At 66.9% G+C, this 12701-nt stretch carries 11 protein-coding genes; 5 read left to right on the forward strand and 6 right to left on the reverse strand.

What is annotated here, in order from left to right; all coding sequences use genetic code 11:
• The first annotated feature begins 58 nt into the window (after nucleotides 1-58).
• Nucleotides 59-2431: a xanthine dehydrogenase family protein molybdopterin-binding subunit gene (locus tag ACVIYL_RS36185; RefSeq protein WP_456780844.1), complete on the forward strand. Its 2373-nt coding sequence runs from the start codon at nucleotides 59-61 to the stop codon at nucleotides 2429-2431.
• A gap of 167 nt (nucleotides 2432-2598) precedes the next feature.
• On the opposite strand, the gene ACVIYL_RS36190 is transcribed toward ACVIYL_RS36185, so the two are convergent.
• Nucleotides 2599-3402, reverse strand: a complete 804-nt coding sequence (locus ACVIYL_RS36190) for a hypothetical protein (RefSeq protein WP_456780845.1) — start codon at nucleotides 3400-3402, stop codon at nucleotides 2599-2601.
• A gap of 135 nt (nucleotides 3403-3537) precedes the next feature.
• On the opposite strand from ACVIYL_RS36190, the gene ACVIYL_RS36195 reads away from it, so the two are divergent.
• From ACVIYL_RS36195 to ACVIYL_RS36205, 3 genes are all read left to right on the forward strand, one after another.
• Nucleotides 3538-4038 (forward strand): YaiI/YqxD family protein, encoded by a 501-nt coding sequence (locus ACVIYL_RS36195; RefSeq protein ID WP_456780846.1) that lies wholly within the window; start codon nucleotides 3538-3540, stop codon nucleotides 4036-4038.
• Between the two features lie 4 nt (nucleotides 4039-4042).
• The gene (locus ACVIYL_RS36200) at nucleotides 4043-5860 is read left to right on the forward strand and encodes an ABC-F family ATP-binding cassette domain-containing protein (protein ID WP_456780847.1); all 1818 of its coding nucleotides are present in this window, start codon (nucleotides 4043-4045) and stop codon (nucleotides 5858-5860) included.
• A gap of 127 nt (nucleotides 5861-5987) precedes the next feature.
• The gene (locus ACVIYL_RS36205; protein ID WP_225641319.1) at nucleotides 5988-7067 is read left to right on the forward strand and encodes a D-TA family PLP-dependent enzyme; all 1080 of its coding nucleotides are present in this window, start codon (nucleotides 5988-5990) and stop codon (nucleotides 7065-7067) included.
• 111 nt (nucleotides 7068-7178) lie between these two features.
• On the opposite strand, the gene ACVIYL_RS36210 is transcribed toward ACVIYL_RS36205, so the two are convergent.
• Complete coding sequence (locus ACVIYL_RS36210) at nucleotides 7179-8081, reverse strand: LysR family transcriptional regulator (RefSeq protein WP_092081807.1); 903 nt, start codon at nucleotides 8079-8081, stop codon at nucleotides 7179-7181.
• Between the two features lie 93 nt (nucleotides 8082-8174).
• Here ACVIYL_RS36210 and ACVIYL_RS36215 point away from each other — a divergent pair, with 93 nt between their 5' ends.
• Entirely contained in the window at nucleotides 8175-9392 is a 1218-nt protein-coding gene (locus ACVIYL_RS36215) for an MFS transporter (protein WP_310882388.1), read from the forward strand.
• A 77-nt stretch (nucleotides 9393-9469) separates the two neighbouring features.
• Here ACVIYL_RS36215 and ACVIYL_RS36220 read toward each other — a convergent pair whose 3' ends face one another.
• The 4 genes from ACVIYL_RS36220 to ACVIYL_RS36235 all read right to left on the reverse strand — a co-directional run bounded on the left by ACVIYL_RS36220 (nucleotide 9470) and on the right by ACVIYL_RS36235 (nucleotide 12691).
• Nucleotides 9470-10690, reverse strand: a complete 1221-nt coding sequence (locus tag ACVIYL_RS36220) for an NAD(P)/FAD-dependent oxidoreductase (RefSeq protein ID WP_456780848.1) — start codon at nucleotides 10688-10690, stop codon at nucleotides 9470-9472.
• Nucleotides 10691-10692: 2 nt separating this feature from the next.
• Nucleotides 10693-11610: an SDR family NAD(P)-dependent oxidoreductase gene (locus ACVIYL_RS36225; protein WP_456780849.1), complete on the reverse strand. Its 918-nt coding sequence runs from the start codon at nucleotides 11608-11610 to the stop codon at nucleotides 10693-10695.
• 259 nt (nucleotides 11611-11869) lie between these two features.
• Nucleotides 11870-12016, reverse strand: a complete 147-nt coding sequence (locus tag ACVIYL_RS36230; protein ID WP_225159189.1) for a hypothetical protein — start codon at nucleotides 12014-12016, stop codon at nucleotides 11870-11872.
• A gap of 195 nt (nucleotides 12017-12211) precedes the next feature.
• Entirely contained in the window at nucleotides 12212-12691 is a 480-nt protein-coding gene (locus ACVIYL_RS36235) for a MaoC family dehydratase (RefSeq protein ID WP_016846543.1), read from the reverse strand.
• Nucleotides 12692-12701: the final 10 nt, after the last annotated feature.

Raw genomic sequence — 12701 nt, forward strand, 5'->3', positions numbered from 1 at the left:
CGTTATCTCCTCAGCGCCCCCAAACTCCAGCAAATCCGGGCATTTCAGGTCATTTTCGATGCAAGATCACACGCCGCCTGCCTCCCTCGAAAACGCTATCGCACTGCAAAAATACGGTGTCGGACAGCCTGTTCGACGAAAGGAGGACGACACCCTGGTGCGCGGCAAGGGCAAATACACCGACGATTTCTCGCTGCCCGGCCAGGCCTATTGCTGGATGGTTCGCTCCTCGCATGCCCACGGAATCATCAAGGGCATCGATACGGCGGCGGCCGGGGCGATGCCGGGCGTGCTCGGGGTCTGGACCGGCGCTGACCTTGCGGCCGCCGGCTACAACCCCTTCACCTGCGGCCTGCCGCTGAAGAACCGCGATGGCTCCCCGCTCAAGCAGACCAACCGCCCCGCGCTCGTGACCGACAAGGTGCGCTTCGTCGGCGATCCCGTCGCCTTCGTGGTCGCGGAGACCGCGGCGCAGGCGCGCGATGCCGCCGAGGCCGTCGAGGTCGATATCGAGCCGCTGCCCGCGGTGACCGACGCAGCTGAAGCCGCCACGCCCGGCGCGCCGCAGCTCTATGACGACATCCCTGATAACGTCGCGCTCGACTATCACTATGGCGACACCGCCAAGATCGAGGCGGCGTTCGCCGGCGCGGCGCACGTCACCAAGCTCGATATCGTCAACACCCGCGTCGCCGTGGTCTCGATGGAGCCGCGCGTCGCCCTCGCGCATTACGACAAGAAAACCGAACGCTTCACGCTGCAGGTGCCGACCCAGGGCGTCTCCGGCAACAAGACGATCCTGGCGCGCCTGCTCAACGTGCCCGCCGACAACGTCCGCATCCTCACCGGCAATGTCGGCGGCTCGTTCGGGATGAAGAACCTCAACTATCCCGAATATACCTGCATCGCGCATGCGGCGCGCGAGCTCGGCCGTCCGGTGAAGTGGCTGGACGAGCGCTCGACCAGCTTCCTCTCCGACAGCCAGGGCCGCGCGCAGCTGATCCACGCCGAACTCGCGCTCGATGCCGCCGGCAAGTTCCTCGCGGTGCGGCTGTCCGGCTACGGCAATCTCGGCGCCTACATCACCGGCGTCGCGCCGGGCCCGCTGTCGCTCAACACCGGCAAGAACCTCGCCAGCGTCTATCGCACGCCGCTGCTCGGCGTCGACATCAAGACGGTCCTGACCAACACCACGCTGATGGGCGCCTATCGCGGCGCCGGCCGGCCCGAGGCCAACTACTACATGGAGCGGCTGATCGATGCCGCCGCCGACGAGATGGGCATCAACCGCTTCACGCTGCGCAAGCGCAATTTCATCAAGCCGTCGCAGCTGCCCTTCCCGGCGGCGTCCGGCGTCACCTATGACAGCGGCGATTTCGCCGGCGTGTTCCAGAAGGCGCTGGAGATCTCCGACTACGACAACTTCGCCAAGCGCAAGAAGGAGAGCAAGAAGAGCGGCAAGCTGCGCGGCATCGCCGTCGGCTCCTATCTCGAGGTCACCGCGCCGCCGAGCGGCGAGCTCGGCAAGATCAGCTTCGAGCCCGACGGGGCGGTGAAGCTCACCACCGGCACGCTGGATTACGGCCAGGGCCACGCCACGCCGTTCGCACAGGTGCTGTCCGACCAGCTCGGGGTGCCCTTCGAGAAGATCACGCTCGAACAGGGCGACAGCGATCTGGTGCGGTTCGGCAACGGCACCGGCGGCTCGCGCTCGATCACCGCGACGGGGCAAGCGATCGTCGAGGCTTCCGCGCTGGTGGTCGAGAAGGGCAAGAAGGCCGCCGCGCACATGCTGGAGGCCTCCGAGGCCGACATCGAATTCGGCGCCGGCCGCTTCACCATCGCCGGCACCGACCGCTCGATCGGCATCATGGAGCTCGCCGAGCGGATGCGTGCCGGCAAGATGCCGGAAGGCACGCCGGACACGCTCGACGTCGATCACGCCACCAAGGAGACGGCGTCGACGTTCCCGAACGGCTGCCACGTCGCCGAGGTCGAGATCGATCCCGACACCGGCGTGACGCGGATCGTGCGCTACTCGGCGGTCAACGATTTCGGCGTCGTGGTCAATCCGATGATCGTCGCGGGCCAGCTGCATGGCGGCGTCGCGCAGGGCATCGGCCAGGCGCTGATGGAGGAAGTCAGCTACGACGCATCAGGCCAGCCGATCACCGGCTCGTTCATGGACTACGCGCTGCCGCGTGCCGGCGACGTGCCGTCGATGCTGGTCGGCGATCATCCCTCGCCGGCGAAATCCAACCCGCTCGGCACCAAGGGCTGCGGCGAGGCCGGCTGCGCCGGCAGCCTCGTCTGCATCGTCAACGCCGTGGTCGACGCGCTGTCGGAGTACGGCATCAAGCACATCAACATGCCGCTGACGCCCGAACGCGTCTGGCGCGCGATCCAGGACGCCAAGGCGAGCGCGGCATAAGGGCTCTCCTGCTCCCTCGCCCCGCTCTTGCGGGGAGAGGGCTGGGGTGAGGGGCTCCATCCGGCGAGCAAGGTCGTTGTAACTGGAATTGTGCCTTGCCCCTCACCCGGATCGCATCTGCGATGCGATCCGACCTCTCCCCGTGAAGAACGGGGAGAGGTGGAAAGTTACGCCGCGGCCTGCTCGCGCGGCTGGGTGATCGCGATGTGCCAGCAATGCGCCAGCGGCACACCGTTGCCGAGCACCAGCGCGTCGAGCTCGACGAAGCGGTGGCCCTTCTTGTCGTAATTGCCCGTCACCTTGGCGCGCGCGGTCAATTCGTCGCCGATCTTGCCCGCCGACAGCAGCTGCATGCGGGTGCCGACATGGATCCAGGGCCCGAGGATCGCATTGTCGACCAGCAACTTGTTCATCACCCGCGGCAGCAGGCCGGGATGGCCGAGACCTTCGCGCAAGTAGATCGGGTCGGTCTCCCTGATATCGGCGAGATACTCCTTCGCGGCATCGCCCGACCAGTCGCGCGGGATGGTGCCGAGCCACTTGCCCTCTTCATAGGACGACGCGCTGACCGGCTTGCGCTCGGCGACCGCTGCGACCTGCTTGTAGTCGTCGAGCACGAATTTCGGCGCCGACGGCGGCAGCGATGCGGTGCCGGTCGCGCAGAGCTCGCCGCGGCTGTGGAGTTCGATCGTCAGCCCATTGCCGGTCTCCTGGCCGGTCAATTCCGCGATCTCGCCGTCATAGACCGGCTTGACGAAGCGCGCCTCGATCAGGCCGCGCGCGAGGAAGTCGCGGCCCCATTTCTCGACCGGCAGGTGCATCATGTAGGCCATCACGTCGACGCCGGGCACCAGCCCGCCGGAAAAGCCGAACTTGCGGGCCACCGTGTCGTCGTGGATCTTGTTCTCCGACAGTTTCGAGGTGTTGTACGCCGAGACGCGGTAGGTCAGCGAAGCCGTCTTCGAATCCATGGGGTTTCCCCTTATTTCCGTTGTTTTTCTCAGGCAATCGTAGTCGAACCGGTCAGCCTGACAAGCCTCTCGTTTTGCTCGCAATTTTCCGCCCGATGGAGTACACGCAGGCCGCGCCTGCCAACCCTGGAATCGATGACTGAAACCCCTGCTCCCACCCGCATCTATGTCGACGCCGACGCCTGCCCGGTGAAGGACGAGATCTATCGCGTCGCGATCCGGCTCGGCGTGCCCGTCAGCGTGGTCGCGGGCAATTTCATCCGCGTGCCGCAGGATCCGCTGATCGAGCGCATTGCCGCCGGTTCCGGCATGGATGCCGCCGACGACTGGATCGCGGAACGCGTGCATGAAGGCGACGTCGTGATCACGGCGGACATCCCGCTGGCGAGCCGCTGCGTCAAGGCCGGCGCCGATGTGATCGCGCCGAACGGCAAGCCGTTCACCGAACAGTCGATCGGCATGACGCTCGCGGTGCGCAATCTGATGACCGATCTGCGCTCGTCGGGCGAGATCACCGGCGGGCCGAAATCATATTCGCCGCGCGACCGCTCGACCTTCCTGTCGACGCTCGACCAGACCATCCGCCGTATCCAGCGCCGTCGCGCCGAGCAGGCGCAGGCGAGCCAGCCGGGTTAGCGCGATGGCTCCGCCTCCTCTGATCCAGCTCAAGGACATCAGCCTGACCTTCGGCGGCACGCCGCTGCTGACGGGCGTCGAGCTGTCGGTCTCCGCCGGCGAGCGCGTCTGCCTGATCGGCCGCAACGGTTCCGGCAAGTCGACCCTGCTGCGGATCGCGGCCGGCCTGGTCGAGCCTGACGCCGGCAGCCGCTTCGTGCAGCCCGGCGCCACCATCCGCTATCTGCCGCAGGAGCCGGATTTCGGCGAGCACAAGACGACGCTCGCCTATGTCGAGGCCGGCCTCGGGCCCGGCGACGACCATTACCAGGCACGCTATCTGCTTGAGCAGCTCGGCCTCACAGGCGAGGAAGATCCCGCGCATGTCTCCGGCGGCGAGGCGCGCCGCGCGGCGCTGGCGCGCGTGCTGGCGCCCTCGCCCGATATCCTGCTGCTGGACGAGCCGACCAACCATCTCGACCTGCCGACCATCGAATGGCTCGAGGCCGAACTGGAAAGCCGGCGCTGCGCGCTGGTGCTGATCAGCCACGACCGCCGCTTCCTCACCAATCTGTCGCGCACCACGGCCTGGCTCGACCGTGGCCAGATCCGGCAGATCGAGCGCGGCTTCGGCGCCTTCGAGGCGTGGCGCGACGAGGTGCTGGCGGAGGAAGAGCGCGAGCAGCACAAGCTCGACCGCAAGATCGTCAACGAGGAGCACTGGCTGCGCTACGGCGTCTCCGGCCGCCGCAAGCGCAACGTCAAGCGGCTCGGCAATCTCTTTGCGCTGCGCGACCAGCGCCGCAACTATCGCGGCGCCACCGGCAATGCCACGCTCGCCGCCGCCGAAGCCGAGAAGTCCGGCCGCCTGGTGATCGAGGCCAAGAACATCGCGAAGGCGTTCGGCGAGCGCAAGATCGTCGACGGCTTCTCGACCCGGATCCAGCGCGGCGACCGGCTCGGTATCGTCGGCCCGAACGGCGCCGGCAAGACCACATTGGTGCATCTGTTGATCGGCAACGATCCGCCCGACTCCGGTTCGGTGCGACTCGGGGCCAATATCGAGATGGCAACCCTCGACCAGCACCGCGAGAGCCTCGACCCGAAGCTGACGCTGGCCGAGGCGCTGACCGGCGGCCGCGGCGACCACGTCATGGTCGGCGACAAGTCGAAGCACGTCATCGGCTATATGAAAGACTTCCTGTTCGCGCAAGAGCAGCGCGGCACGCCGCTAGAAGCGCTCTCCGGCGGCGAGCGCGGCCGGCTGATGCTGGCGCGCGCGCTGGCCAAGCCGTCGAACCTCTTGATCCTGGACGAGCCGACCAACGACCTCGACCTCGAAACCCTCGACGTGCTCGAGGACATGCTCGGCGATTACGAGGGCACCGTGATCCTGATCAGCCACGACCGCGACTTCCTCGACCGCGTCGTGACCTCGGTGATCGTGCCCGAAGGCCAGGGACGCTGGATCGAATATGCCGGCGGCTATTCCGACATGCTGGCGCAGCGCGGCGCCGACGTGAAGCGCGAGACGGTGAAGGCGGAAGCCGCGACCGAAGAGAAGAAGGAAGCCAAAGCCGCGGCGCCCGAGGCAGCACCGAGGCGCCGGCTGAGCTTCAACGAGAAGCACGCGCTGGAGACCTTGCCGAAGACGATCGACAAGCTGCACAACGAGATCGCCAAGCAGCAGAAGCTGCTCGACGATCCCGATCTCTATACAAAGGATCGCAAGAAATTCGACGCCGCCTCGGCCGCGATCGCAAAGGCACAGCAAGAGCTCGCTGCCGCCGAGGACCGCTGGCTCGAGTTAGAGGTGCTGCGCGAAGAGATCGAGCAGGCATGAACACAATGATTCTTGCCGTCATTGCGAGGAGCGGAGCGACGAAGCAATCCATGCAACCGCAGATGCGGGCAGATGGATTGCTTCGCTCCGCTCGCAATGACAGAAACTCTGCAATGGAGCCGCCCCGATGACCACGCCCCTCGCCGCCAAGATCGCCAAGGAATACGGCACGCCCTGCGCCGTGATCGACATGGACCGGGTCGAGCGCAACATCGCGCGCATCCAGAAGGCCTGCGATGAGGCCGGCGTCGCCAACCGCCCGCACATCAAGACACACAAGAACCCGATGCTGGCGCAGCTGCAGATCAAGGCCGGCGCCAAAGGCATTACCTGCCAGAAGCTCGGCGAGGCCGAGATCATGGCGGACGCCGGCATCGACAACATCCTGATCAGCTACAATCTGCTCGGCGACGAGAAGATGGCACGGCTCGGCGCGCTGCAAGGCAAGGCCAACGTCACCGTCGCCGCCGACAATTCCGTCGTCGTCGGCGACCTGCCGAAGGCCGCCGCCGCCTCCGGCCGCCCGCTCTCGGTCGTGGTCGAATGCGACACCGGCCGCAAGCGCGCCGGCGTCGAGACGCCGGCCGAGGCGATCGCGCTGGCGCGCGAGATCGCAGCCTCCAAAGGCCTCAGCTTCGCGGGCTTCATGCTGTATCCGACCGAGACCGGCTGGGCCGATGCGCAGAAATTCTACGACGAGGCGCTGGCCGGCGTTCGCGCCCACGGCCTCGACGCGACCATCGTCTCCACCGGCGGCACGCCGAACCTGAAGAACCTCGGCAAGCTGAAGGGCGGCACCGAGCATCGCTTCGGTACTTACATCTACAACGACCGCATGCAGGTCGCGGCCGGCGTCGCGACCTGGGACGATTGCGCGCTGCATATTTATTCCACCGTCGTCAGCCGCGCCGGCCCCGAGCGCGGCATCCTCGATGCCGGCTCCAAGACGCTGACCTCGGACACCGGCGGCCTCGAAGGCCACGGCCTGATCCTCGAACATCCGGAGGCCAGGATCGCGCGCTTCGCCGAGGAGCACGGCTTCCTCGATCTGTCTCGCAGCAACACGCGGCCCAATGTCGGCGACGTGGTGCGGATCGTGCCCAATCACGTCTGCGTCGTCGTCAACATGATGGACGAGGTCGTGATGGTTCGCGGCGACGAGATCATCGGTGCGCTGCCGGTGACGGCGCGGGGGAAATTGCGGTAGCCGCGTACACAGACCTTGTAGGATGGGTAGAGCGTAGCGAAACCCATCATGTCACTGCGGATCGAAGTTGATGGGTTTCGCTTCGCTCTACCCATCCTACGAACTCCGCATTTACTCCCGCATCAGCGCCTGCAGCTCGCGGTCCAGCGCCGCGCGAAACACTTCGATCGGCCGCGCCAGGCGGCCGGCGGGCGGGCGATGCACGATCCAGGCGCGGACTGCGGGATTGAAATCCGCGATCTTCACGGCCTTCAGCCGGCTACGGATCGGGCTTCGTTTCAGCGCCACCGGCGTCACGAGGCCGATGCCGAGCCCGCGCGCCACCAGCGACAGCCGCAGCTCGCTGTCGAGCGCCTCGACCGCGATGTTGAACGGCAGATGCGCCGCATCGAATTGACGCTTCAGCGTCTGGCGAAAGCCGCAGCCGTCCTGGTTGATCACCCATCCGGTCCGCGACAGCCATTCGAGATCGACCGACTTCGGCGTCTTCATGTCGCGCGCGACGACGAACACCACCGGCTGCGCGCCGAGATCGCAGGCCGCGAGATCGTCGGGCGGCGCCGTGCCGTCAGGAAGGCAGATCGCCGCGGCATCGAGCTCGTTGCGGCTGACCCGCTCCATGTGGTTGGGCGACCAGCCCGAGACGACACGCACCGCCAGCGCCGGAAATTCGCCGCGCACCGCGTCGAGCGGACCGGTGAGCCCCGCCTCCGACAAAAACGGCGTCAGGCCGAGCCTGAACTCACCGCGCACCACGCCGTCATTGGCGACGCCTGACTTGAGGTCGTCGAGCATGCGCAGCAGCCGGCGGCCCTGCTCATAGGCCTCGATTCCCGCCGCCGTCGGCTTCAGCGGCTTCGATAGCCGGTCGAGCAGCTGCGCGCCGAGCATCTCCTCGAGATTCTGGATCCGCCGCGTCACGCCGGGCTGGGTCAGGTTCAGCCGCGCCGAGGCCGCGACGATCGATCCGGTCTCGACGACGGCGACGAACGCCACGAGGTCATGGGTGTTCATAATAATCTCGCATATTCTTCATCATCTTATTTGAATTGTAGCATATTATCCCGATCCCCTAAAGGGGGCCTCGCCACTCCATCGCGAGGTCCCATGACCATCTCCGAAGCCACCAAACTCTCCCCGGCGCGCACCGTCGCCGTGCGTCCGCTGATCTGGATCGGCGCCATCACGACCGGCACCGTCGTCACCAATCTCTTTGCGCCGCAGATCCTCGTTGGCCTGATGGGCCGCTCGCTCGGCATGACCGCGCTAGAGGCCGGCCTGATCTCGACGTTGACCCTGCTCGGCTACGCGCTCGGGCTGCTGCTGCTGGTGCCGCTGGTCGACCTCGTCGAGAACAAGCGGCTGATCCTGCGCACGTTGGCCTGCGCTATCGTCGCGGCGATCGGCACCGCGATGGCGCCGACGCCGCTGATCCTGCTGGCCGCCACCTTCATCCTTGGCGCGTCGTGCGCCGCGATCCAGATGGTGGTGCCGCTGGTGGCGTCGATGGTGCCGCCGGAGCGCCGGGGACAGGCGATCGGCGATGTGATGAGCGGCCTGATGATCGGCATCCTGCTGTCGCGGCCGATGGCGAGCCTGATCGCGGACAGCTGGAACTGGCGCGGCTACTATGTCACCTCGGCCGTGCTGATGACGGTGCTCGCCGGCGCACTGGCGCGCACCCTGCCGACGCTGCAGCCGGCAGCGAAGGTCAGCTACGGCGCGCTGCTGCGTTCGTTCCCGACACTGCTGCGCGAGGAGCCGGTGCTGCGCGTCCGCTCCTGGACCGCGGCGCTGGTGATGGCCTCGTTCACCGCGTTCTGGGCCGCCGTGGCGCTGCGCCTGCCGGATGCGCCGTTCAAGCTCGACGCCAGGGGGATCGCGCTGTTCGCGCTGATCGGCGTTGCCGGCGCTGTCGCGACACCGCTGGCCGGCCGCTGGGGCGACCGTGGCCTGGCACGGCCGATGCTGATCGGCTCGCACCTCCTGATATCGGCATCGCTGGCGCTGTGCGCGTGGGCCGGGGTGATGGAGTCGCGGATCGCAGCACTCGTCGTGCTGAGCGCCGGCACCATCCTGCTCGATCTCGGCATCACCACCGACCAGACGCTCGGCCGCCGCGCCGTCAACCTGCTGCGCCCCGAGGCGCGCGGCCGCATCAACGGCCTGTTCGTGGCGCTGTTCTTCATCGGCGGCGCCGTCGGCGCGGCAGCGGCATCCGCGGCGTGGAGCTTTGGTGGCTGGACAGCTGTGTGCGCAGTGGCTGCGGCGTTCGGTGTGCTCGGCTTGATCACGGACATCGCGACGAAGACGGGCTCGGAATGAGCGGCATCGCGTAGGATGGGTAGAGCCAACGGGTCCGCGCAAAGCGCGGCCCCGTTGGCTCTACCCATCCTACAGAGCTACGATTTCTGCACGAACCATCGTAACACGCCCCTCCCAGCTGCGACGCCGGTTGCAAACGACGCCTGCAACAGATAGCCGCCGGTCGGCGCTTCCCAATCGAGCATCTCGCCGGCCACGAAGACGCCGGGCAGCCGCCGCAGCATGAACTGCGTGTCGAGTTCGTCGAACCTGATCCCGCCGGCGCTCGAGATCGCGCGAGCGATCGGCGCCACGCCGGTGACCTTGATCGGCACCGCATTGATCAGCTCGGCCAATTCCGCCGGCGGCAGCGCGGTCAGCGAACGGCCGGCGGCGACGGTCGCCTCCTGCAACAGCCCGATGCCGACCGGCGAGAGCTGCGCGGCCTTGCGCAGGAAATTGGAAAGGGATTGCTTGCCCTTCGGCGCCGACAGACGCGCGACCAGTTCGTCGCCCGCAGCATCGGGCCGCAACGCCGCCGTCAGTGTCGCCGTTCCCTTCGCGAGCACCGCCTCGCGCAATTCCGCCGACAGCGCATAGATCGCACCGCCTTCGATGCCGGCATCGGTGACGATGGCCTCGCCGCGCACCGTATGCGAGCCGATCGTGAGCGCGACGCCCTTGAGCGGCTGGCCCTCGAACCGGTCGCGGAAGATATTCGACCAGGCAACCGTGAAGCCGGAATTGGCTGGCTTGATCGGCGCCACGGCAACGCCCTTCGCGGTGAGGATCTCCGCCCAGGCGCCGTCCGAGCCGAGCCGCGGCCAGCTCGCGCCGCCGAGTGCCAGCAAGGTTGCATCGGCATTGACTGTGCGCTGGCCGTCCGGCGTCTCGAACAGCAGTCCGCCGCGCGCGTCCCATCCGGCCCAGCGATGCCGGAATGCGAACGCAACGCCGGCGGCATCGAGCCGCCGCAGCCAAGCGCGCAAGAGAGGCGATGCCTTGAACGCCTCAGGGAATACGCGGCCGCTGCTGCCGACGAATGTCGGCTGCCCCAGCGCATCGCTCCAGGCGCGTAAGGCATCGGGCGGAAATGCCTCGACCGCAGCCTTCAGATGCGGCATCGCCTCGCGATAGCGCGCAAGGAAATCCGGCAGCGGCTCGGAGTGGGTGAGATTGAGCCCGCCACGGCCGGCCATCAGGAACTTGCGGCCGGCCGACGGCATCGCGTCGTAGACGGTGACCTGTGCGCCACCTTGCGCGAGCACCTCCGCCGCCATCAGGCCGGCAGGTCCGGCTCCGATGACGGCGACGCTCATGCTCAGAGCTTGATCCCGGCCCGCGCGGCGGCCTGGGCGACGTACTTCTGCGTCTGCTCGAACGCGCCCTGCAGCGCCGTCGCGGTCGACATGTCGCTGATCGCGTTGAAGTGAGCGGCGACGCCGTCCGGCGTCCATTCGGACTGCGGCAGGTTGACGCCTTCGGTCTCCAGCACGCGGATCACGGCAAACGAGCCGGCGCCGGCGCCCATGATGGTGCGGGTCGGTGCGTCCTCCGAGAGCAGGAATTCGACCGCGGGCGTGATCGCTTCCGGCTTCATCAGCGCCAGCGCCTGCGGCGGCAGCAGTTCCTCGGTCATGCGGGTCGCCGCCGTCGGCGAGATGGTGTTGACCTTGATGTTGTTCTTGCGGCCCTCTTCGGCGAGCACGTTCATCAGGCCGACCATGCCGGCCTTCGCCGCGCCGTAATTGGCCTGGCCGAAATTGCCGAACAGGCCGGACGACGAGGTCGTCAGCACGATGCGGCCGTAGTTGCGCTCGCGCATGCCGGCCCACACCGCCTTGCAGCAGTAGAAGGTGCCGGTGAGATGCACGTCGAGCACCTTGGCCCAGTCGGCGACCTCGAGCTTGGTGAACGACTTGTCGCGCAGGATGCCGGCATTGGCGCACAAGAGATCCACGCTGCCCCACTCCTTGGTGGCGCGCTCGACCATCGCGGTGACCTGCTCGAAGTTCGAGACGTCGACGCCGTCGGCCATCGCGGTGCCGCCGGCTTTCCGGATCTCCTCGACCACGGTCTCGGCCGGCGACAGCGACCCACCGGTGCCGTCGCGCGCGCCGCCGAAATCGTTGACCACCACCTTGGCGCCGCGGCTGGCGAGCCCCAGCGCATGCGCCCGTCCGAGACCATTGCCCGCGCCGGTGACGATAGCGACGCGTCCGTCAAACCTGATTGCCATGCCGTAAATTCCTGTTCTTCCCTTCTCCCCTTGTGGGAGAAGGTGGCGCGCGCCAGCGCGCCGGATGAGGGGTCTGTCTCCGCGAGCTCAAGCGAGAGTCTTTGCGTGGAGACAGACCCCTCACCCGGCTTCGCGTGCCGCGAAGCCACCCTCTCCCACAGGGGAGAGGGTGGAGACGCTCGCGATTGGCAGCTTTTGAGCAGCGATGGATGGCCGGGTCAAGCCCGGCCGGGGCAGCCAAGGACGGCCAGCGGGCGCGCTAGACCGAAGGGGTCATCGATCCGCAGGGTTTCAGGCTTTTGAGCAGATGTCCGCTCCAGCACTCGTGATGCTCTTGAGCGTAGCTAATCGCACCGATCACAATCAAAGCGACTACGACAATTCCGGCGACGATGTTTTGCACCATGGCTGCCACTCCCGGGACCGCACCGCCTAAAGCGGGCATCATGGACACCAGGGAACACAGCCGTCAATGCGCCACATGGGCCAGAGCAGAGCATCGCCAAAAAAATCAGATTGGGGTGGCTCGCTGCACCTCCCCCGCTTGCGGGAGAGGTGGCGCAACTCTTCGCGGTTGCAACACAACCGCGTCTTGTGACCCTCAGCTGAAATAGATCAGTCCGAGCCAGTCGGCGACCAGCGCGGGCTTTTCCTCGCCCTCGATCTCGACCGTGACGTTGGTGCGCGACAACAACTCCTTCGGCTTGCGCAGCGTGGCTTCGGCCAGCACGAAGCGGCCGCGGACGCGCTTGCCCGAGCGCACCGGCGAGATGAAGCGCAGCTTGTCGAAGCCGTAATTGACGCCCATCGCGGTGCCCTCGAGCACCGGCATCACCTCGTAGGACATGATCGACATCAGCGACATCGTCAGGAAGCCATGCGCGATCGTGGTGCCGAAGGCGGTCTCCTTCCTGGCGCGCTCGGGATCGACGTGAATGAACTGGTGATCCTCGATCACGTCGGCATAGGTGTCGATGCGGCCCTGATCGAGCAGGTGCCACGAGGACACGCCGATCTCCTTGCCGACCATGCCCTGGTAGGTTTCCAGCGACACCGGCGGCTTCTTCCAGACTTCGTTCATTGGCTAACCT

It is taken from the genome of Bradyrhizobium sp. USDA 3315, assembly GCF_054056795.1.

Excerpts from the sequence above, each read along its gene's own strand:
- ACVIYL_RS36230 (WP_225159189.1), bottom strand. The coding sequence starts at position 12,016 with ATGGTGCAAAACATCGTCGCCGGAATTGTCGTAGTCGCTTTGATTGTG.
- ACVIYL_RS36190 (WP_456780845.1), bottom strand. The coding sequence starts at position 3,402 with ATGGATTCGAAGACGGCTTCGCTGACCTACCGCGTCTCGGCGTACAAC.
- ACVIYL_RS36210 (WP_092081807.1), bottom strand. The coding sequence starts at position 8,081 with ATGAACACCCATGACCTCGTGGCGTTCGTCGCCGTCGTCGAGACCGGA.
- ACVIYL_RS36220 (WP_456780848.1), bottom strand. The coding sequence starts at position 10,690 with ATGAGCGTCGCCGTCATCGGAGCCGGACCTGCCGGCCTGATGGCGGCG.
- ACVIYL_RS36200 (WP_456780847.1), top strand. The coding sequence starts at position 4,043 with ATGGCTCCGCCTCCTCTGATCCAGCTCAAGGACATCAGCCTGACCTTC.
- ACVIYL_RS36235 (WP_016846543.1), bottom strand. The coding sequence starts at position 12,691 with ATGAACGAAGTCTGGAAGAAGCCGCCGGTGTCGCTGGAAACCTACCAG.
- ACVIYL_RS36225 (WP_456780849.1), bottom strand. The coding sequence starts at position 11,610 with ATGGCAATCAGGTTTGACGGACGCGTCGCTATCGTCACCGGCGCGGGC.
- ACVIYL_RS36215 (WP_310882388.1), top strand. The coding sequence starts at position 8,175 with ATGACCATCTCCGAAGCCACCAAACTCTCCCCGGCGCGCACCGTCGCC.
- ACVIYL_RS36185 (WP_456780844.1), top strand. The coding sequence starts at position 59 with ATGCAAGATCACACGCCGCCTGCCTCCCTCGAAAACGCTATCGCACTG.
- ACVIYL_RS36205 (WP_225641319.1), top strand. The coding sequence starts at position 5,988 with ATGACCACGCCCCTCGCCGCCAAGATCGCCAAGGAATACGGCACGCCC.
- ACVIYL_RS36195 (WP_456780846.1), top strand. The coding sequence starts at position 3,538 with ATGACTGAAACCCCTGCTCCCACCCGCATCTATGTCGACGCCGACGCC.